This is a genomic window from Tessaracoccus aquimaris (assembly GCF_001997345.1).
GTDB classification, from domain to species: Bacteria; Actinomycetota; Actinomycetes; order Propionibacteriales; family Propionibacteriaceae; genus Arachnia; species Arachnia aquimaris.
In genome coordinates, this window is record NZ_CP019606.1 from 29,389 (window position 1) to 49,283 (window position 19,895).

21 protein-coding genes are annotated in these 19,895 nt (G+C 66.0%); 14 read left to right on the forward strand and 7 right to left on the reverse strand.

The features are described from left to right. Window position 1 precedes the first annotated feature (1 nt). Together mshD and BW730_RS00155 are read right to left on the reverse strand one after the other, a co-directional pair. Window positions 2-859, reverse strand: coding sequence for a mycothiol synthase (gene mshD, locus BW730_RS17930; RefSeq protein WP_145952649.1), 858 nt, complete (start codon window positions 857-859; stop codon window positions 2-4). After that, entirely contained in the window at window positions 849-1,502 is a 654-nt protein-coding gene (locus BW730_RS00155; protein ID WP_077684537.1) for a winged helix-turn-helix transcriptional regulator, read from the reverse strand. Before BW730_RS00155 ends, mshD begins: the two co-directional genes overlap by 11 nt. 104 nt (window positions 1,503-1,606) lie before the next feature. Here BW730_RS00155 and BW730_RS00160 point away from each other — a divergent pair, with 104 nt between their 5' ends. Next, window positions 1,607-2,350, forward strand: coding sequence for a discoidin domain-containing protein (locus BW730_RS00160; protein ID WP_145952650.1), 744 nt, complete (start codon window positions 1,607-1,609; stop codon window positions 2,348-2,350). On the opposite strand, the gene dtd is transcribed toward BW730_RS00160, so the two are convergent. Then, window positions 2,347-2,784 (reverse strand): D-aminoacyl-tRNA deacylase, encoded by a 438-nt coding sequence (gene dtd / locus BW730_RS00165; protein WP_077684539.1) that lies wholly within the window; start codon window positions 2,782-2,784, stop codon window positions 2,347-2,349. The two genes, BW730_RS00160 and dtd, sit on opposite strands and share 4 nt — an antisense overlap. A 36-nt stretch (window positions 2,785-2,820) precedes the next feature. Here dtd and BW730_RS20010 point away from each other — a divergent pair, with 36 nt between their 5' ends. The 6 genes from BW730_RS20010 (at window position 2,821) to BW730_RS00190 (ending at window position 9,828) form a co-directional block, all read left to right on the forward strand. After that, the gene (locus BW730_RS20010) at window positions 2,821-2,943 is read left to right on the forward strand and encodes a hypothetical protein (protein WP_257787351.1); all 123 of its coding nucleotides are present in this window, start codon (window positions 2,821-2,823) and stop codon (window positions 2,941-2,943) included. Then, window positions 2,940-3,443, forward strand: coding sequence for a heme-binding beta-barrel domain-containing protein (locus BW730_RS00170; protein ID WP_077684540.1), 504 nt, complete (start codon window positions 2,940-2,942; stop codon window positions 3,441-3,443). The genes BW730_RS20010 and BW730_RS00170 overlap by 4 nt, the downstream gene beginning before the upstream one ends. Continuing rightward, window positions 3,443-4,372, forward strand: coding sequence for a CAF17-like 4Fe-4S cluster assembly/insertion protein YgfZ (gene ygfZ / locus BW730_RS00175; RefSeq protein WP_077684541.1), 930 nt, complete (start codon window positions 3,443-3,445; stop codon window positions 4,370-4,372). Before BW730_RS00170 ends, ygfZ begins: the two co-directional genes overlap by 1 nt. 274 nt (window positions 4,373-4,646) lie before the next feature. Then, on the forward strand, window positions 4,647-5,954 hold the full coding sequence (gene aepX / locus BW730_RS00180; RefSeq protein ID WP_077684542.1) for a phosphoenolpyruvate mutase: 1,308 nt from the start codon (window positions 4,647-4,649) through the stop codon (window positions 5,952-5,954). Beyond that, window positions 5,951-7,075 carry a phosphonopyruvate decarboxylase gene (aepY, locus tag BW730_RS00185; protein WP_077684543.1) on the forward strand — a complete coding sequence of 375 codons (1,125 nt, stop codon included), beginning with the start codon at window positions 5,951-5,953 and terminating at the stop codon, window positions 7,073-7,075. Before aepX ends, aepY begins: the two co-directional genes overlap by 4 nt. Before the next feature lie 5 nt (window positions 7,076-7,080). Then, a complete protein-coding gene (locus BW730_RS00190; RefSeq protein ID WP_077684544.1) occupies window positions 7,081-9,828 on the forward strand; it encodes an iron-containing alcohol dehydrogenase in 2,748 nt (915 codons plus the stop codon). A 291-nt stretch (window positions 9,829-10,119) separates the two neighbouring features. Here the strand turns inward: BW730_RS00190 and BW730_RS00195 are convergent, their stop codons facing one another. Then, a complete protein-coding gene (locus BW730_RS00195) occupies window positions 10,120-11,451 on the reverse strand; it encodes an ISL3 family transposase (protein ID WP_077684545.1) in 1,332 nt (443 codons plus the stop codon). On the opposite strand from BW730_RS00195, the gene BW730_RS00200 reads away from it, so the two are divergent. The 5 genes from BW730_RS00200 to tpx are packed head-to-tail and all read left to right on the forward strand — an operon-like array spanning window position 11,450 to window position 17,226. Next, the gene (locus tag BW730_RS00200; protein ID WP_077684546.1) at window positions 11,450-12,025 is read left to right on the forward strand and encodes a CDP-glycerol glycerophosphotransferase family protein; all 576 of its coding nucleotides are present in this window, start codon (window positions 11,450-11,452) and stop codon (window positions 12,023-12,025) included. The two genes, BW730_RS00195 and BW730_RS00200, sit on opposite strands and share 2 nt — an antisense overlap. A 59-nt stretch (window positions 12,026-12,084) precedes the next feature. Further along, window positions 12,085-13,395, forward strand: coding sequence for an ISL3 family transposase (locus BW730_RS00205; RefSeq protein WP_145952651.1), 1,311 nt, complete (start codon window positions 12,085-12,087; stop codon window positions 13,393-13,395). A gap of 58 nt (window positions 13,396-13,453) precedes the next feature. Next, window positions 13,454-15,328 carry a CDP-glycerol glycerophosphotransferase family protein gene (locus BW730_RS20215; RefSeq protein WP_237268009.1) on the forward strand — a complete coding sequence of 625 codons (1,875 nt, stop codon included), beginning with the start codon at window positions 13,454-13,456 and terminating at the stop codon, window positions 15,326-15,328. A 50-nt stretch (window positions 15,329-15,378) separates the two neighbouring features. Further along, entirely contained in the window at window positions 15,379-16,695 is a 1,317-nt protein-coding gene (locus BW730_RS00215) for an acyltransferase family protein (RefSeq protein ID WP_077684549.1), read from the forward strand. A gap of 33 nt (window positions 16,696-16,728) precedes the next feature. Further along, window positions 16,729-17,226, forward strand: coding sequence for a thiol peroxidase (gene tpx, locus BW730_RS00220; protein WP_077684550.1), 498 nt, complete (start codon window positions 16,729-16,731; stop codon window positions 17,224-17,226). 48 nt (window positions 17,227-17,274) lie between these two features. Here the strand turns inward: tpx and BW730_RS00225 are convergent, their stop codons facing one another. Beyond that, entirely contained in the window at window positions 17,275-17,910 is a 636-nt protein-coding gene (locus tag BW730_RS00225) for a SatD family protein (protein WP_077684551.1), read from the reverse strand. 86 nt (window positions 17,911-17,996) lie between these two features. On the opposite strand from BW730_RS00225, the gene BW730_RS00230 reads away from it, so the two are divergent. Together BW730_RS00230 and BW730_RS00235 are read left to right on the forward strand one after the other, a co-directional pair. Next, window positions 17,997-18,407, forward strand: coding sequence for a hypothetical protein (locus BW730_RS00230; protein WP_193432351.1), 411 nt, complete (start codon window positions 17,997-17,999; stop codon window positions 18,405-18,407). Continuing rightward, window positions 18,404-18,994 carry an HD domain-containing protein gene (locus BW730_RS00235; RefSeq protein WP_077684553.1) on the forward strand — a complete coding sequence of 197 codons (591 nt, stop codon included), beginning with the start codon at window positions 18,404-18,406 and terminating at the stop codon, window positions 18,992-18,994. The genes BW730_RS00230 and BW730_RS00235 overlap by 4 nt, the downstream gene beginning before the upstream one ends. On the opposite strand, the gene BW730_RS00240 is transcribed toward BW730_RS00235, so the two are convergent. Both BW730_RS00240 and BW730_RS20025 read right to left on the reverse strand, forming a co-directional pair. Continuing rightward, window positions 18,957-19,430, reverse strand: coding sequence for a PadR family transcriptional regulator (locus BW730_RS00240; protein ID WP_077684554.1), 474 nt, complete (start codon window positions 19,428-19,430; stop codon window positions 18,957-18,959). The genes BW730_RS00235 and BW730_RS00240 overlap by 38 nt on opposite strands. A gap of 272 nt (window positions 19,431-19,702) precedes the next feature. Beyond that, window positions 19,703-19,837: a hypothetical protein gene (locus BW730_RS20025; RefSeq protein WP_257787352.1), complete on the reverse strand. Its 135-nt coding sequence runs from the start codon at window positions 19,835-19,837 to the stop codon at window positions 19,703-19,705. Window positions 19,838-19,895 lie beyond the last annotated feature (58 nt).

Here is a 19,895-nt window from a genome sequence, read left to right on the forward strand (position 1 = left end):
GTCATCCTCTCTTGGTCTGGAAGCTGGTGTCGACCTGTCCAATGTCGAAGCCTGCGTTGCGGTACATCCGCACGACGCGTTCCTGATCGGCCTCGACGTACAACTGCACCCGGTCGTGACCAGCGTAGGCCAGGTGGTCGAGGCCGCGCTGCAGCAGGACCCGCCCGAGGCCCTTGCCCTCGTGCTGGGGCGCCACGGCGATCACATAGACCTCGCCGAGGCCACCGCCGTGGCTCTTTGTCCAGTGGAAGCCGGCGACGCGGCCGTCGCGCTTGGCGACCAGCAGGCCCGCCGGGTCGAACCAGGGCTGGGCGGCGAGCTGGTCGAACTCGGCCACGGTGAGGCGACCCTGCTCCGGGTGGTGCGCGAAGGCCGCGGCGTTGACGGCGACGATGCCCTGCCGGTCGGCCGGATCATAGGTCACGACGTCGTAGCCGTCGGCGTCCAGCGTCTCGCCGGACGGGGCGAGCGCGCGCTCCATCCGCAGCAGTTCCCGCACGGGGGACATTCCGACCCGTGCCGCCAGCTCGCGGGAGCCGGGCAGCGTGCCGAAGGCCCAAGCCGTGAAGTCGGGATAGGCGGCGAGCGCCTCGGTGAGCAGTTGCGTCGCGACACCGTCGCGGCGGTGCTCGGGATGCACCCCCACCTGCAGCGTGCCATCGCGCTCGTCGCACACGACGAAGCCGAACGGGTCGGCACGCCGCCCCATGAAGAAGAAGTCGGCCTCGCGGGTGCCGTCGATGCCGAGCGAGCCCGACTCGTTGATGGGCGAGATGCCGTCGTGGGCCTCGATCGCCGAGACCAGCCGACGCAGCGCATCCTGCATGGTCGGGGTCAGGGTGGACAGGTTAACCAGCACGATTGCCCTCTCTTGCACTGGCGAACCGGTAACCCACGTTACGCACGGTGCCGATGTAGTGGTCGAACTGGCCGAGCTTAGCCCGAAGGCGGCGCACGTGGACGTCGACCGTCCTGGTGCCGCCGTAGTAGTCGTATCCCCACACCTGGCTGACAAGCGTCTCGCGCGACAGCACCCGGCCGGGGTGCTGCATGAGGTAGCGGAGCAGTTCGAACTCGGTGTAGGTGAGGTCGAGCGGCTCGCCGTCGACCGACGCGGAGTAGGCGGCCCCGTCGACCCGGATCGGGCCGGCCGTCAGCACGTCCGGGTCGGAGTTGGTGCGGGCGAGGATCCGGATCCTGGCGTCGAGTTCGGCAGGCTCTGAGCCCTCCGCGACGAAGTCAGAGAAGCCCCATTCGGGGGAGAGGACCGCGAGGCCCGTGACCGCGACGATGAGGAGGATGGGCGTGTCGACCGCCTGCCCGAGCGTCGTGCAGGCCGACCGGGCGCCGGCCAGTTCGCTGCGCCCGTCCACCACGATGACGTCGGCGGAGTCGGCCTCGAGCAGCGCCTGGGCGGCGGAGGGGACCCGTGACACCGAGTGGCTCAGCAGCGACAGTTCGGCGGGCGGTTCGGCCCCGGAGACGAAGAGGACGGCACTCACAGGTGTCTCCTTCCTTCCGCGGGTTCTGCTAAATGGTAACGCCCCGCGTCCCGCGCGATACCCATCCCGACCGGGGGTAAGACCGTGCTTGTAGCATGGCGGCCATGGTGCCCCGCGTCCCGGATGAATACTTCCGGAAACGGGCTAGCGAGTCAGACGACGTGCGTGAGGATCAGGCCCGCGACGCGACCGACGACCAGCGCCCGAAGCCCGACGACGTCGCGCAGCCCGCGCGCGACGGGATCGCGCCGCGCCTTCTCGTCCTGATCCTGGTCGCGGCGCTGGCCGGCGCCTACATCCTGGGCCGCCTGGTGATCTTCACGCCGAGGGCCCCGGATATCCCCACCATTTCCCCCAGCGCCGCCCCGACCGCGCCGATGTCGGAAGGGCTTGCCCCGTACGACGGCCGGGTCGGGGCGGTGAAGGCGCATGAGGCGCTCGGCGAGTGCCGCGAGGGCGGCCAACGTGACTCGCCCGAGGCGCTGATCGACGACGACCCGGACACCATCTGGCGGTGCCACGGCAACGGCGTGGGGGAGTCGATCACGTTCACCTTCGACCCGTCCGTTTCGCTCGCGGGCGTGCGCCTGGTTAACGGCAACACAGTCTGGACGGGCCGCTACGCGGCGGAGCGTCGGTTGCTCAGCGTCCAGTGGCGCTTCGCGGACGGCTCCTACTTCGTCCAGGGGTTGGCGGCGAACAACCGCGGCTTCCAGGAGATCCGGTTCCCCCAGGTCACCACCGGCAGCGTCACCATGACCGTCGAACTGGCCACCGAGCCGGGCGACTCTGCCGACATGGTGGACGCCGTGTCGATCAGTTCGCTCGAGTTCCTGGTGCCCGGCTAGTCCCAGTTCTGCGTGTCCATCACGATGGTCACGGGACCGTCGTTGACGGAGGCGACCTGCATGTCGGCGCCGAAGCGCCCCCTCTCGACGTGCGCGCCCAGGGCCTCGAACTGACGGCAGAGTTCCTCGACGAGCGGCTCGCTGACCGGCCCCGGCGCTGCCCTGCTCCATGAGGGGCGCCTGCCCTTGCGCGTCGACGCGTACAGCGTGAACTGGCTGATCACCAGCAGCGGGGCACCGACGTCGCTGGCGGAGAGTTCGCCGTCGAGGATGCGAAGCCCCCAGATCTTGCGGGCAAGCGCCGCGGCGTCCTCGGCGGTGTCGTCGTGACCGACGCCCGCCAGCACCAGCAGCCCGGGGGAGTCGAGTTCCCCCACCGTCACCCCGTCGACTCTCACTGACGCTGACCTGACCCTCGTCACCACGACACGCATGGGCCCCATTGTGGCCTGTTCGTATACTTTCGTTCCATGAACGTCCTGGTCCTGGTGCTGATCGTCGCCGCCGCGCTGACCAGCCTGATCGCGCTCGCGGCGCTGGCCGCGGTCGTCTGGACGCTGCTGCGCAAGAATGCTGTGAGGAGAGATCAGTGAACATCGATATCGAGGTGCCCGAGGGCCTGAACCCGGAACTCACCGCGCTCGGCTGGCTGGTCGGACGCTGGGAGGGCACCGGCAACGGCACCGACCATGACGGCAAGGACTTCGAGTTCGAGCAGCGCATCGAGTTCAACCACAACGGTGGCGACTACCTGTACTACGCCTCCCAGACCTTCCTGCTCGGCGAGGAGGGCGCGGAGCCGACGCCGCTCGGCATGGAGACCGGCTTCTGGCGGCCGAAGCCCGACGCCACCCTCGAGGTGACGATCGCCAACTCGGACGGCTGGACCGAACTGCTCGTCGGCAAGATCCAGGTCACCCGCATCGACCTGCGCACCGACGCCGTCGTGCGCGCCGAGGGCGCCGTCGTCAGCCATTCGGCGGGGCAGCGCCTCTACGGCAAGGTCGAGGGCGACCTGATGTACGCGCTCGACCGTGCGACAACCGAACACGATCTGCGCCCGCACATGTGGGCGAGGCTGAAGAGGGTCTGATGGCCGTCCTGATGGAGCACGGCCTCGACGCCGGGCTCGCCTGGCACTACGGGAATCCCGTCACGGAGGCACGCGCGCTGGAGGCTGGCGACGGCGTCGTCGACCTGCACAACCGCGACATCGTCGAGATCACCGGCGCCGACCGGCTCACCTGGCTGCACGCCATCACCACGCAGCACCTCGAGGCGCTGCCGGTGGGCGAGGCGACGTCGGCACTGCTGCTCTCGCCGACCGGGCACATCGAGCACGTGCTGTACGGCGTCGACGACGGGACCAGTTTCCTGGCGTGGACCGAGCCCGGCCGCGGCGAGGCCCTCGCGGCCTTCCTCGACTCGATGCGGTTCGCGATGCGCGTCGAGGTGACGCGACGCGACGACCTGCGGCTCGCCTGGGCCGGGCACCGCGTCGACCTGCCCGATGGCTGGCGTCGCCGCGACAGCGAACTCGGCGGCTCGGACGTCTTCGTACCCGCGGGTGAGGAACTGGAAGCCAACGTCGGCACCTGGGCCTTCGACGCCGCACGGATCGCGGCAGGCGTGCCACGCATCTTCGTCGACACCGACTTCAAGACGATCCCCAACGAGATCGGCCTGGTCGGCACCCACCTGAGCAAGGGCTGCTACCGCGGCCAGGAGACGGTCGCCCGGGTCCACACGCTCGGAAGGCCGCCGCGAAGGCTCGTCCAGTTGCACCTGGACGGATCGCGGTCGGAACTGCCCGAGGAGGGCGCCGCGATCGAACTGAACGGTCGCCAGGTCGGCTTCGTCGGCTCATCCGGCAGGCATCACGAGTTGGGCCCGATCGCCCTGGGAATGGTGAAACGCAACGTCCCCGTCGACGCGGAACTGCTGATCGGCGAGATCGCGGCGGCCCAGGAAACCCTGGTCGACCCGGACGTCGGCCTCCACGTCCGCCCCGTGCTCGGCTGAGCAACCCCGAAGGGTTTGCGGCGACCCATTGGCCCTACCTATAGCGGGTGGTCGCTGTGGCGACGGCGTCCGCGTTCTCGCCTGTCGTCGCATCATTGTGCCTTGTCAGAGCCATGTTGTGAGGGTCGTCGGGTGCGTCACCGGCGATTCTGATCGAGCGGTTTTGCACTGCTAGCGTCCGATCACGGCGCGGCGATCTGCTCGATCCGACGCGCCTCTGCGGTGCGCGATCTGACGCACCGCGTCGCAACGACGTCAAGCACGGGGGTGCGTGATGAGTGAATCCAAATCGGTCTACATCGCCATTTCGTCCGATATTCTCCACCGAGGCCATCTGAGGATCATCGAGGCCGGAGCGGAACTGGGCGAGGTAACCGTCGGTCTGTTGACCGACCGGGCGATCGCCACCTACAAGAGGCTGCCGGTGCTCGGCTGGGAGTCGCGGGTCGCGCTCGTGTCGAGCATGCGCTCGGTCGCCCGGGTGGTCGAGCAGGACTCGCTGTCCTACGCAGACAACCTCCGTCAGCTTCGCCCCGACTATGTGGTGCACGGCGACGACTGGCGCACAGGTAAGCAGTCCCTCGTCCGGGCTGAGGTGCTGTCGGTGCTCGCCGAGTACGGCGGCGAACTCGTCGAGGTCCCCTACACCTCCGGCGTCTCCGGCACCGAGGTCGAGCGCGGCCTGCGCCCGCTGATGAACACGGCCGACCGCCGCCGCGGCAAGCTGCGCCAACTGCTGGCGCTGAAGCCCTTCCTGCGTGTCATGGAGGTCTCCAACGGCCTCAGCGCGCTGATCGTGGAGAACGTCCACACCGAGGACCCCGAGGAGATCGCGCCCCGCGAGTACGACGCCATGTGGGTCAGCAGCCTCTGCGACTCCAGCTTCAAGGGCAAGCCCGACATCGAACTGGTCGACTTCACGAGCCGGATGAACACCATCCACGAGATCATGGAGGTCTCCAGCAAGCCGATCATCGTCGACGGTGACACCGGAGGCAGGATCGAGCACTTCAGCTACACGGTGCGCACCCTGGAGCGCGCAGGCGTCTCCGCGGTCATCATCGAGGACAAGACGGGCCTGAAGCAGAACTCGCTCTTCGGCACCGACGCGGTGCAGACCCTCGACGATCCCGAGGCATTCGCGGCCAAGATCCTCGCGGGCAAGCGCGCCCAGGTGTCGCGTGACTTCATGATCTTCGCCCGCCTGGAGAGCCTGATCGCAGGCGCAGGCATCGAGGACGCCCTTTCCCGCGCCTCCGTCTACCTGGCGGCCGGGGCCGACGGCATCATGATCCACTCCAAGGAGAAGGACGGCAGCGAGATCCGCGAGTTCCTCGCGCAGTTCCGCGCAGGCCACCCGGACGTGCCCGTCGTCGTGGTGCCCACCACCTACAACCACATCCACGAGGACGAACTGAGCGAGATGGGGGCGAACATCATCATCCACGCCAACCATCTGCTGCGCAGCGCCTACCCCGCGATGTTCAACACTGCCAAGAAGATCCTGGAGTGTGGCCGGAGCAAGGAAGTCGACGACGAGATCATGCCCATCAAGGACGTCCTGAAGTTGATTCCCGAATGAGCCGCATCGAGACCCCCGAGTTCTACGACTACCTGGTCGAGAACGGGGTGGACCTCTTCGCGGGCGTGCCCGACTCGCTGCTGCAGGACCTCTGCGCCTGCATCGACGACAGGTCGCCCCGTGAGCGCAACATCGTGACGGCCAACGAGGGCAACGCCGTCGGTCTCGCCTGCGGGTACCACGTCGCGACCGGCCGCTTCGCCGCCGTCTACCTCCAGAACTCCGGCCTTGGCAACATCGTCAACCCCGTGTTGTCGCTTGCCCATCCCGAGGTCTACAGCGTCCCCATGCTGCTCATCGTGGGTTGGCGCGGTGAGCCTGGGGTCAAGGACGAACCGCAGCACGTCGCGCAGGGTCGGCTCACCCCGGCCCTCCTCGACGGACTGGAGATCCCCTACCAGGTGCTCGACCCCGACTCCTGGCGCGAACAGGTCGACGGGGCGCTCGACACCATGCGCGAGACGAACGCCCCCGTGGCGATCCTGGTCCGCAAGGGCACCTTCAGTAGCTACGCCTTCGCTAAGCGCGCGACCGCGCTGGATCTGACGCTCTCCCGCGAGGAGGCGTTGGAACAGGTCCTCGAGGCCATCGGGCCGGATGCCTTCGTGGTGTCCACCACGGGCAAGACCTCCCGCGAGGTCTTCGAGATCCGTGAGCGCCGCGAACAGGGCCACGCCCACGACTTCCTCACGGTAGGCGGCATGGGGCACAGCGCCTCCATCGCGATGGGCATGGCGCTCGGCACGGACGAGCCCGTCTACTGCGTCGACGGTGACGGCGCATTCCTGATGCACATGGGGTCGGCGGCCGTCATTGCGCAGCAGGCCAAGGACAACTACCGCTACGTGCTCATCAACAACGGCGCGCACGAGTCGGTCGGCGGTCAGGCGACCGTCGCGTTCGACATCGACATCGAGGCAGTCCTGCGCGGCGTGGGATTCGAGAACGTCGAGACGGTCAGGTCCGCAGATGCGCTGCCGGACGCCATGGCCCGTCTCTCCGACCGGCCACGGTCCGCGCTCATCATCGAGACGGCCCAGGGTTCCCGCGCCGACCTCGGAAGGCCGACGGTGACCCCACTGGCCAACAAGGCCAACATGATGCTCGAGCTCGGAGGATAGCCTCGGTGAAGGCGCTGATCTTCAACTCCGGTGTCGGCAATCGGATGGGCGAGTTCACTCGCGACAACCACAAGTCGATGGCGACGCTGTCCAACGGCGAGACCATCTTCGGGAGGCAGTTGCGACTGCTCGTCGCGGAGGGCATCTCGGAGGTCGTCGTGACCACTGGCCCCCACGTCGAGCAGTTGCGTGCCGTCGCCGACGATCCCCGGTTCGGCGACCTTGTTGTCACCTTCGTGCCCAACGACAGGTACCTCGAGACGAACTACATCTATTCGATGTATCTCGCCCGCGGACACCTCGACAGCGACGTCATCATGCTGCACGGTGACCTCGTCTTCACGGCCGGTGCGTTGAGGGCGATCCTGGCGGACGAGCGAACCGACCTCGGGGCGGTCAACGCCAGCCTTCCCCTGCCGGAGAAGGACTTCAAGGCGAGGATCCGCAACGACGCCATCGTGGAGGTCTCCGTCGCGATCGACGGCCCCGACTGCGTCGCGTTCCAGCCGATGTACAAGCTCAGCCGCGAGGTCCTTGCCGCCTGGCTCGCCAGGGTCGACGACTACGTCGCGGCCGGCACGACCTCGGTCTATGCCGAGAACGCGCTCAACGAGATAGCAGAAGGGCTCGCTATCCGTCCCTTCTCCTACGACGGCCACCTCGTCGCGGAGGTCGACACCCTCGATGACCTCGCGTCCGTTTCGGCAGAGGTACGGGTGCTGGACGCTGCAGAGCAGACGGTGCTGACCGGGGAGGGTGCAGCCCAGGCCCTGATCGCCGAACTGAACCGCCGCGGGGTCCGACGCCTCCTGGTGGTCGCGGGCACGGCATTTCACCAGTCCGTGATCCGCCGTGCCCTCGACGAGGCCTCCGTCGGATACGTCACCTTCGCCGGCTACTCGCCCAACCCGAGGCAGGAGGAGGTGGCCGCGGGCGTCACCGAGTACCGCGCCCAGGGGTGCGACGCGATCCTCGCCGTCGGCGGCGGAAGCGCGATGGATGTTGCCAAGTGCGTCGCGCTTCTGGTCAGCTCCGAAGGCACCGGGTACCCGGAGTGGGGCGAACCGCTGGCTGCTCGGGTTCCGCTGTTCGCGGCCCCGACCACGGCTGGCACCGGCAGCGAGTCGACCCACTTCGCCGTCGTCTACATCGACGGGGTGAAGCACTCCATCGCCCACGATGCGATCCTTCCCGACCTGGTGGTCCTCGAGCCGGAACTGCTGCGGGCGCTGCCCGAGTACCACAAGAAGGCCAGCCTCCTCGACGCGCTCGCGCAGTGCGTCGAGTCCGTGTGGGCCCTCTCGGCCACCCCTCGGAGCCGCGCGTACGCCGTCGAGGGCATTCGGCTGATCCTTGCCAACTTCTTCCCGTACTTCCACAAATCGGGACGCTTCGACGCCAAGGCCGCCAACGCCATGCAGCAGGCGGCGAACCTGAGCGGCCGCGCGATCAATCTGACCAAGACGACCGCAGCCCACGCGATGAGTTATGGACTGACCACCACCTTCGGCCTGGCGCACGGCCACGCGGCCGTCCTGAGCCTCCGCGGGGTGTGGCGCCAGTACATCGCGGCGGCCCGCTCGTCGGCCGACGACGAGGCGACCGAGAGGCTCAGGGGCGCGTTGGACGTGCTCGCCTCCGCCTTCGCGGTGAAGACCTGGGAGGAGGCGCCAGAGAAGCTCGACATCATGCTCTCGGCACTCGCGCTTCCTGATCCCGTCGACGTGGACCTACTGGTCGCGGGGGTGAACCTCGAACGGTTGGGCAACAGCCCGATCAGGTCCTCCGAGGCAGACCTGCGCAGGTCCTACGACTTCGCCCTTGGCCTGCGCCAGAGCCCCGTCATCGGTGGTGGCAAGAACCGCAAGCCGGCGGGCGTGGACTTGATCACGCCCCGCGAACTGCCCGAACTTCAGGCGGTGGAGCTTGGCATCCTCAAGGCCTTCGACGCCTATTGCGAGGAACAGGGGCTGCGGTACTACCTCAGCGAGGGGAGCATGCTCGGGGCCGTTCGCCACGGCGGCATGATCCCCTGGGACGACGACATCGACGTCATGATGCCGCGTGCCGAGTTCGACCGGTTGGCGGCGCTCGCGCGCGACGGCAAGCTGCCTGAGGGCTTCAACCTCGACTGCTTCCAGACCAACCCCCGGCACTGGGTGCTCGGTGCCAAGTTCCAGATGACGGCGCCGAGTCGGTTCGTCCAGCCGCAGGTTTCACACCTGGCCACCCACTGTGGCCCCCACATCGACATCTTCACGGTGGATGACGTCCGACGCCCCCATGGCTGGAAGTTCCGCACCCAGGCCTATGCTCTGCGCGGTCTCAGGCGGGCACTCTTCATGAGCTCCGGGCGCTCCCGCGGACTCAGGAAGAACCTCCTGGCACGGGTCCCGATCTTCATCGTCACCAAGCTCCTGCCCACGAGAGCGTTCCACAACCTGATCGTCTACCTCCAGGCAGGGTTCAACTCGGGCCCAGGCTCGGAACATCAGGCCAACCTCTGCAGTTACTACCCCTTGGAACGCGAGGTGTTCCCCACCGAATGGTTCGGCGACGGACGCCGCGTCGACTTCGACGGGGTCAGCACCGTCATCCCCGACCGTGCAGAGGACATGCTCGCCAAGATCTACGGCCTGAACTATGCCGGGATCCCGCAGCCTTCGGTCGGGAGACAACGCCGGCACAGCTTCTATGTCCGCTCCGAAGCAGTTGGCTCTGAGACGACAAGCAGACGAGTGAAGGAGTGCTAGGGATGGGGCAGGAAGAACAAAAACTCACCATGCGAAATAGGCTGGGTGGTGTCAGGCGAAGAATCGTCTCGATGAGGAAACGCTATCGATACACCGTCAGGCGTGCAAGCGCTCGCTCTATCTCAGTTGATGTCCAGAGGTATCTACGTTTCACTCAGTCGCGACCTGTTGACCCAACGCTGGTTCTCTATGAGTCTAGCGGTGGCGCGGGTCTGATCTGTAACCCCTATGCTATATTCCTGGTTCTGCTGTCTGCTCCGGAGTACTCGCACCTGCGGCATATGTGGCTCTTCACAGATGAGAGTGGAGTTGGGGTCTGAAGCCGCCTGCCTCGAGGAGCGATCTGAGTCTGTAGTGGGCGAGGTTGCGGAACCCGAGGGCGATACCGCGGAGGTGCTCGAGCCGGCCGTTGATGGCCTCCGTGGGGCCGTTACTGGTGCCGGGATGGTCGAAGAACGCCAAGATGTCGTCGCGGCGTTTGTGGAGAGTCCGGCCGAGCTGAGCCAGCTCGATCAGGGCCTTCGGGACACCTGCCTTGAGCGAGTTGATCACTCTCGTCAGCGCCCTGCGACCAGCGGTGCGGTCCTTGTCGCGGTACGCGGCGATGATGCTTTGGTAGACGCTCCAGGTGACTTCAACCTCGGCGTGATCCTCACTCGCGAACAGCGTATCGAGGCGTGTGTTTTGCCTGGTGGTGAGCAGGTTCACACCGGTGTGGAGGAGCCTGCGGGCTTTGTAGAGAGGGTCATTGCGGAGGCCTCGGCCGCCGGTGAGTTCCCGCTGGACTCGCTGCCGGGTCCGGTTCAGCTTGTCACCTGCCAAGGCGACCACATGGAACGGGTCCATCACTGTGGTCGCGTCTGGCACAGCCTCAGCCGTAGCGCTCTTGTATCCGGTGAAGCCGTCCATCGCGACGATCTCCACGGCCGCCCTGAACCCAAGGCTCTGGGCGTTGAGCCAGGATTTGAAGACCTGCTTCGAGCGGCCCTCGATTAAGTCCAGCAACCGGGCCGGGCCGGTCTTGTCCCTTGCCGGGGTCAAGTCGATGACAACGGTGACGTACTTGTCACCGCTGTGGGTGTGGCGCCAGCAGTGTTCGTCGACCCCGACAACCTTGACCCCCTCGAGCCTGTCGGGGAGATCGATCAGGACCTGCTGGCCCAGCTCGGTGACCGCGTCGTGGACGGTGCCCCACGCCGTCTGCAGCACCGCCGCGACAGCGCTGATCGAGCAATGGTCCAGCACCACCTCCCGCAGCGCCCACCACACCGCTGACCTGGTCAGTTTCGACCGAGGCTGCGCCACTGTCTTGAGCCGGTGGCGCCACACCTTGCCGCAGCCGCGGCAGCGATACCTCGGCGCCTGAACCTGTAGCTTCGTGGAGGACCTACCAACCGGCACATGGGTGAACCAACGAGTGAAGGTGTCGTGCCAGCCGCCCGTCGCGCCGCAGGCCGGGCAGGTGCTATCGGGCAGCACCGGTGCACAGTACAAGATCGTCTTGTCGGGCCACACCTGCTGCGCCTTCACCTGCAGACCCAGGACGTCGATCCGGGCAAAGGTGTTCACATCGGGCGCAGTGATCTTGGGAGTGGCAGGAGTCGGTGAGGTAACGTCAGACATGAGCCTTGTTCGTTGTGAGGAGTGGACTAGACACTCACATCCTCCCAGCGGCAAGGCTCCCTACGTCTTCACGCCCACCAAGCCCGGTCCCACTCTCAAATGGGAAGAGCCGCATATGTGGGTCATTTCGGACGAAGAGGAAATTGATCGACTTCGGGGCAGATTTCGTGGTGTCGAGCGTGTGACGTTCGTCCATCGGGGCAGCATTGAGTATCTGGAAGGGCTTGCCACGGCCGGTCATATTATCCAGAACACCTCGTATCCGTCCTTCTTCTCAAAGCGCAACGGTCAAGTCTGCGTAGACACGTGGCACAGCACCTCTGTCAAGAAGCTCGGGTTCGACATGCCTGGGGGCAACATACACTCCCGGAACATGATACGAAGTCTTCTCATATCGGACTTCGTCCTTTCGCCCAACCCGTTCATGACGCGCATTTTTCGCGATTCGTACCGTTTGCAGAACTTGTATCAGGGCAAAATTCTGGAGGTCGGATATCCGAGGAACGACTCGACGCTTAGGGGGCTCTTCCCAATTGAGGGTGTAGGTAGGGGTTCCGGCGTGGCGGCTGGATAGAGGGGTCGAGGCCTCCCGAAGATGGAAGTTCCTAAGCTGTCCATCTGGAAGACCTCGACGTGTTCAACGCTACCTTCACCGCGCCTGATCTGACGACCTTCTGCCGCCTCGACGAGCTCGGGTTGGAGGTGACTGGCCAACACGTGACCGCGCGCCGGGCGGTGCTGGAGTGCCGCGTCACGGATGCTGATGACTGGTGCCACAACTGTGGCGGGCGCGGTTTGGTGCGTGACACGGTAATCCGAGGCCTGGCTCACGAGCCCTTCGGTTGGAGACCCACTGTGCTGCGGGTGCGGCTGCGCAGGTACCGGTGTGTCGAATGCGGTCATGTGTGGCGCCAGAGCATGGACCGGGCCGCTGAACCGAGGGCTCGGCTGTCGCGGCGTGGGGTGCGGTGGGCGCTCGAAGCTATCGTGTGTCAGCACCTCACCGTGGCGAGGGTCGCCGAAGGGCTGGCGGTGGCGTGGGACACCGCCAACGATGCGATCATCGCCGAGGGTCGTCGGGTGTTGATCGATGATCCGTCCCGGTTCGACCAGGTCACCGTGCTCGGGGTCGATGAGCATTGCTGGCGTCACACCCGTGCCGGGGACAAGTTCGTCACCGTGATCATCGACCTGACCCCGGTAGCGGCTGGGACTGGCCCGGCACGGCTGCTCGACATGGTCGAGGGCCGCTCGAAACAGGTGTTCAAACGCTGGCTCGCTGCCCGTCCAGCCGCCTGGCGGGCCGGCGTGGAAGTCGTGGCGATGGACGGGTTCACCGGCTTCAAAACCGCCGCCGCCGAGGAACTCCCCGACGCAGCTGCGGTGATGGACCCGTTCCACGTCGTGCGCCTGGCCGGGGAGGCTGTCGACAAATGCCGCCAACGCGTCCAACAAGCCACCATGGGGCATCGAGGCCGCCGCGGGGACCCGCTCTATCAAGCCCGCCGCACCCTACTCACCGGCGCCGATCTACTCACCGACAAACAAGTCACACGGCTCGAAGACCTGTTCGGCGACCAGAACCACGTCGAGGTCGAAGCCACGTGGGGCATCTACCAGCGCCTCGTCCAGGCCTACCGCTGCAAAGACCGCACACTCGGCCGCCACCTCATGGCCAGCGTGATCGATGCGATCGCCACCGGCGTCCCCGCTGAGCTGACTGAACTGGTCCGCCTGGGTCACACCCTGAAACGCCGCGCGATCGATGTGTTGAACTTCTTCGACCGGCCCGGCACCAGCAATGGTCCCACAGAAGCCCTCAACGGCCGCCTCGAACACCTCCGCGGCTCCGCTCTCGGGTTCCGCAACCTGACCCACTACATCGCCCGCTGCCTCCTCGAAGCCGGCGGATTCAGACCCCGCCTACACCCTCAAATCGGATGAGCCGCTTAGGGCCGCCAAGGATGAGGTCATCAAGGATCTCCTCGACCGAGGGGTCAGGATTGATCCCGGCAAGAAGTTGGTCTTGTATGCACCTACCTGGCGAGGTGAGTCTGTCAGTCAAGTTACAGGCGACGGGGCGGCTTTGCTGGACATCCAGCAGCGTCTTATCTCGCTCATCGACCCGGATCAGTATCAGGTCCTGATCAAACCCCATCCGTATACCTATCGTGCGTTGTCGCCGGAGGAGCGGGAGTCGGGTCGCTTCATCCCGCAACAGGTCGACGCCAATGAACTCTTCTCGCTCGTTGACATCCTGATATCTGACTACTCCAGTATCTATCTTGACTTCCTGATCACCGGAAGACCTGTATTGTTCTACTTGCCTGACCAGGAAACTTATCTCGCGGATCGCGGAGTCTATTTTGATCTGGATGAACTTCCCGGGCCTGTGACTCACCGTCTGGAGAAGCTTGCCCAGTGGATCAAAGACATCGATTCCGTCGCTGACTCGTATGCCCACCGATACAGGGAGACTCGTCAATGGGCTTGTGCCCGCGATGACGGGAAGGCCTCGGAGAGAGTCGCCCGCGCGGTGTTCGGTGGGGTTAGTGACGGGGTCGTCGATGATTTCCTTACGCGCGCACCTATTCGACTCCTTTTCTATGTCTCGAGCTTCGGTGCAAACGGGGTGTCGTCTGCCTTTAGGGCGCTCCTGAGCATGCTGGATCGCACGAAGTACGACATTACGGTATATGGATTACTGTCCGATGAAGTCGGACGGCGCAACTTCGATGAGTTGCAGGATGTGCGATCGATGCCCAGGTTTGGGGCCTTCACCATGACCGCGCGCGAAGCTAAGGCGGTTGAGTATTACTCTCGCTACGCTGCTGATGGCCCGCTCTTCAAGTTGTTCAATGCTGAGGAGCCCCTTCGGAGGGATTATCGGCGGTCGTTCGGTGATGCTGCCTTCGACTATGTTATCGACTTCTCTGGCTACGGTACCCTGTTCCCTGGAACCTTCAGGTATGGTGCGGGCGAGGCGAAACGGATAATCTGGCAACACAACGACCTAGCCGCTGACATTCAGAACCGTGGCAAGCGAAAGCTGAAGAAATACAGTGTGGTGAACACCTCGCTGACTGGGCTCAGGGACACCTACGGCGCGTTTGACAAGGTGGTTTCCTGCGGCGAGCACGTCATGGAAGTCAACAGAGAGAAGCTCTCGACGCCAAGCACGTATGACAAGTTCACCTTCGTGAACAACGTCATCGAGGTCGAAAGGGTTCGAGCCCTGCTGGAAGAAGAACCGGAGTACAAGGTCGACGGCCATCTGGTCGCGGCGGTTGCTGGCCCTGCTGGGGCAAGACGACTCACCCTCGTCCCAAACACGCCTCCCGCGCCTGAGTCGGGGTTACCGTTCATCACCTTCGTGACGCTCGGTCGGCTCTCTCCCGAGAAGAACCAGGCCAACCTGATCAAGGCCTTTGGGCTCTTCCTGCAGGAGTATCCGAACGCGAGGCTCTACATCCTCGGCGGCGGCGACCTCGATCGATCTCTCAAGGGGTTGGCTTCTTCACTGGGGATCGCTGAACTCGTGTCGCTGCCGGGCCACCTTCGCAATCCATTCATGCTGGCCAAGCACTGCGACTGCTTCCTCCTGCCGTCCAGGTATGAGGGATTCGGTCTAGTGGTCCCGGAGATGAGGATGTTGCGGAAGCCCATCATCCTCTCCCGGTTTGATGCCGCCCCTTCAGTCTCTATCCCCGGAGGCCAGTACGAGATCGGATTCGAAGTAGAGGACATCCTGGGCGGACTCCGTGCCTATGCCAAAGGTGACGTTCCAGGCGACTACGAGTTCGACGTCGACGGGTACAACGAAGCGGCGTATCAGCAGTTCGAGCAGATGCTGGAGTCGCTGGACGGTTCCTCATGATGTCCAGGGATGTCTTTTGGTCCTAGCTCCGGGGATGGCATGCTGGCCCGGTGCCAGTAGAGGGTCGACGTAACCACACCATCGACATCGTCAGGGCACTGTCGGTGCTGATCGTGGTGGTGTTCCACGGCTTCATCTACAAGGCGTCCATCGGCCCGGACGGGACCGTCTCCATCGCCAACTGGGCGCCCCCGACCTGGGTGTTCGCCCTGTCCTGGCCGCTGATGGCGATGCCTGCGTTCTTCGTGTGCGGTGGCTTCGCCAATGCGCTGATCATCGACAAGATGCGCTCGCGTGGCACCGGGTTCGCGCACTACCTGGCCAACCGCGGCCGACGGCTCACCGGTGGGCTCGCGCTATTCGTCACCTTCTTCGCGGCTGTCGCGACCCTCATCGACGTGCTGGGCGGGTTCGAGGCTGCGGTGCAACTCAGTTCGCATTTCATGCGGCTGCTCTGGTTCATCTCCGTCTACCTCGTCATCGTGCTGCTTGCGCCGCTGATGGTCGACCTGCACGACAGGTTCGGCGCCTGGGTCGTGGTGGTGATGCTGGTGCTCGTGCTGCTGGTCGACCGGGCCGTCCTCGGGCATGGGCTGAGCGACGTCGGCCAGATCAACATGTTCCTGGTCTGGCCGCTGTGTCACCAGTTGGGCATCGGCTACCAGCGCGGCTGGTTCCGCAGCGGGCCTGTGGTGCGCACCTGGCTGATCCTGGCGGCGGGAGCGCTCGGCATCGTCGTGGCGATCTTCTACTTCGGGTACCCGCCATCGGCCGTCGGCTTCGCCAACGCTCCGGTCGCCAACCACCTGCCGCCGACGCTTGCGATGGCCCTGCTCGGGGTGGTGCAGGCCGCGTCGATCGGCCTCGTGGAGCGGTGGGGGATCTTCGCACGCCTGTCGCCACGCACGGAGTCCCGCCTCGCCCGGCTCAACTCGCTGATGATGACCGTCTACCTGTGGCACATCCCCTGCCTGCTGATCGGGGGCATCGGCCTGCTGCTGCTTGCGGACGCGCTGCCAAGGCTGGCCGGGCTGTTCCTGCTGCAGGGCACCGTCGTCGCGGCAGGCGTGCTGGTGATGCTACTGGTGGTGCCCACGATCGGCTGGGTGGAGTACAAGCTGATCCCGCCGCTGGGGGAGCGTCAGGACCGCAACCTTGCGCTCGTGTCGTTCTGCCTGACCATCCTCGCGACGATGCTCGTGTGGCACTACGGAACGGTCATCGACCCGCGCACACCGTTCTCGAGCCTCGGGGTGCTGGCGATCTGGCTCGGCGCGTGGCTGATGGTGCGTGCCTCCCGCCCGGTCGGGGTCGAGAGGGCGCCCGACGATGCGCTCAAGCCAGCAGCGAAACCGCGGACACAGTAGAAAACCCGGCCGCGATCGGGAAGGATCGGGGACATGGCTGAGATTGCATTCAAGGGAAACCCCGTCCACTCCATCGGCGAACTGCCCGCCGTCTGCTCCGCTGCGCCCGACTTCGAGGTCACCGGCGCCGACCTGCAGCCGGTCACCCTGGCCGACTTCGCGGGCCAGAAGCTGGTCCTCAACATCTTCCCGTCCGTCGACACTGGCGTGTGCGCCATGAGCGTTCGCACCTTCAACGAGAAGGCCGCGGGGCTCGAGGGCACCAAGGTGCTCTGCGTCTCCCGCGACCTGCCGTTCGCCCTGAACCGCTTCTGCGGCGCGGAGGGCATCGAGAACGTGGTGGTCTCCTCCGACTTCCGCACCAACTTCGGTGAGACCTACGGCGTGACGTTCGCCGACGGCCCCCTCAAGGGCCTGCTGTCGCGCTCCGTCGTCGTGATCGACGCCGACGGCAACGTCGTGTACACCGAACAGGTCGACGAGACGACCACCGAGCCCGACTACGACGCAGCGCTGGCCGCGCTCAACTGATCCCGACGTATCCGTGGGGCTCGCCGACGGCGGGCCCCACGCTCGCGCTCAGGGCAGGGTCGCCAGGGCGTGCATGGCGTCGTTCAGCGGGCGCAACCCGTTGGTGATGACGCGCTGCGAGTTCGCCGACTCGCTGATCCCCTCCCGTTCTGCGATCGCCGCGTTGTCGAGCCCCTCCCACAGCCCCGACATGGTGCCGACCGTCGCGGGTCGCAGCGACCCGAGCCGCTCGTCCACGAGTCGTGCCAGCGCATCCGCCTGGCCGACCGCCACGGGCCGCTCGTCGCGGATGGCGGTGCGCGCGCTCGCATGGCCCTTGCGGGCCGCCTCTTCCTCGACCCACTCGATCGCCTCGCGTGCGAGCCACCACGCGGAACCGTCCTGGAGGTTGCGCTCCTCGTCGATGGTGCGGACCTCGCCGCCTCCGATCCCGAACCGCACGTCCCACCGCGGCGCGAGGCGAAGCCGCAGCGTGTAGGAGGCGGCAAGCGCGTCGCCGAGCGTGGCATAGACGCCCTGGAGTTCGTCGCCGACCGTGATCCGGAGCGGGTCGGTCGCGGCGACGGAGTCGTTGGTGGCCCTGACGGCGTCGAGCACCGCCTCGTGCAGCGCCTCCCTGTCCCCGGTGCGCGAGGACACCACGTCGACGAGCAGGGCTACAGCTTCATCCTTCAATCGCGCCATATGAAGATACTACCTTCAAAATGAACGGAGTGAAGGGATAACTCTCATCGGCCTGGTGGTCGGTGGCGACGTGTAGCGTGAGGCGCGTGTTGGACCTGATCCTCAAAGGCCTCATCGTAGTGGTCTGCGGCGTGTTCGCGGTGCTCGGCAACGGCCTCATCCGCTGGGCGCTTCGGCGCATCGGGGGAGCCCCCGCGCAGGACGAGGTGCGAGAGACCCGCGCCAACCTCGGCCTCATCGAGGCCGAGAAGGAGCTTCCGGGTGGGCGCTGGGTGGGCGTGCTGGAGCGTGCGTCGATCTATGCGTGCATCCTCAGCGGCTTCCCCGCAGGCATCGCGGTGGTACTCGGCGTCAAGGGTCTCGGCCGCTATGCCGAACTCGTCACGGATGAGCCGCGGTCACGTAAGGGCGAACTGTTCATCATCGGCACCTTCCTGTCCCTACTCTGGGCCGGGCTGTGGGCCGGCGTCGGCTACTGGGGGGTGCGTGCCTGGTGACGGCGCTGCTTCCCGACGGAGTCGCCGAGGATCTGCTGCGCCGCTGGTCTGAGCCGCATCGCCGCTACCACGGCGTCGGACACCTTGAGCGCGGGCTCGTGCGGCTGGATCAACTCGGCGCTGGGCGGCTCGAGAAGGTCGCCTTCTGGTTTCATGACGCGGTCCACCTCGGCGTGTCTCCCGTCGACGAGGAGGCCTCCGCGGAACTGGCGGGGCGCTCGCTTGCCGGGGTGCTGACCGATCAGGAGGTGCTTGAGGTTGCGCGCCTGGTGCTCGTCACCGTCGACCACGATCCGGAACGGGGTGACAGGTCGGCCGAGCTGATCAGCGACGCCGACCTCGCCGAGATCGCCTCGCCGTGGGTCAGATACGAAAGAAACGCCGCCGACATCCGGGCGGAGCGCCCGGACGTCGACGACGAGCAGTGGGTTGCCGGCCGACTGGTGTTCATCGACCGGCTCCTGGGGCGTGCGGAGATCTTCCGCACGCCGCAGGGGAGGGCCTGGGAGAGCGAGGCTCGGCGCAACCTGGCGCGCGAGCGCTCGGCGCTCACGACTCGGCCAGGATCTGGTAGATCCGGCGCTTGAGGCCATCGACCTCTTCAGCGGCCTTCGCCATCAGTTCCGTGTTGCCGGTGCCCGCCACCGCCATGATCGCCTGGCCGAGTTGGCCGAAGCGGCGCCGCAGGTCGTGCTGCGGGTCGTCCTGGTCGCCCTCGTTCTCCCAAGGTGCGGGGCGCTGGCCGGCCACCTCAGCCTCGGTGCGACCGGCGTCCGTGATCTCGAAGGCCTTGCCGTTCGCCGTCTCGGACGACTGGATCAGGCCCTCGTCCTCGAGTTGGGCGAGCGCGGGGTAGATGGCTCCGGGGCTGGGCTTCCAGCGCCCATCGGTGCGCTGCTCGAGTTCCTGGATGATCTGGTAGCCGTTGCGCGGCTCCTCGGCGATCAGCAGGAGCGCGGCGGTGCGGACGTCGCCGCGACGGGCGCGCCTTCCTCCGTCGCGTCGGGGGCCGAAGCCCGGCATCGGGGGCCGGGGGGAAAGCCGGGGCCGCCCATCGGGCCGCCGTGGTGACGCCCGCCGCGACCGCGTCGGCGCTCTCCGCCGCCGTCCATCTCGCCGAACGCCCTCATCTGGTGCATGCGCTTATGGCCGCGCGGGCCGTTGCTTGGGTAATCCATCAGGATCTCCTCGTGTGTGGTGCGGCGTCCGTGTGACGCCGACAACACGAGTATGCGCGCCATATCGCGATATGTCAAAGATATATCTAGATCGTTCGCTATCGGCGAACATAGCCGCTAGAAGGTGGGGATCGGCTCGATCGGCTCGTCGGGGACTGGGGCCTCGACGTCGGAGATGCAGTTGCGCAGCGACAGCCGCGTTGAGTAGATCGATTCCCTGAGATCGTCGAGCAGGCCGTCGATCCAGCCCATCAGCTTCTCGAGGGCCCAACCTGCAAGGGACCTGCAGAGGCGCCGCCCCTTGTGACGC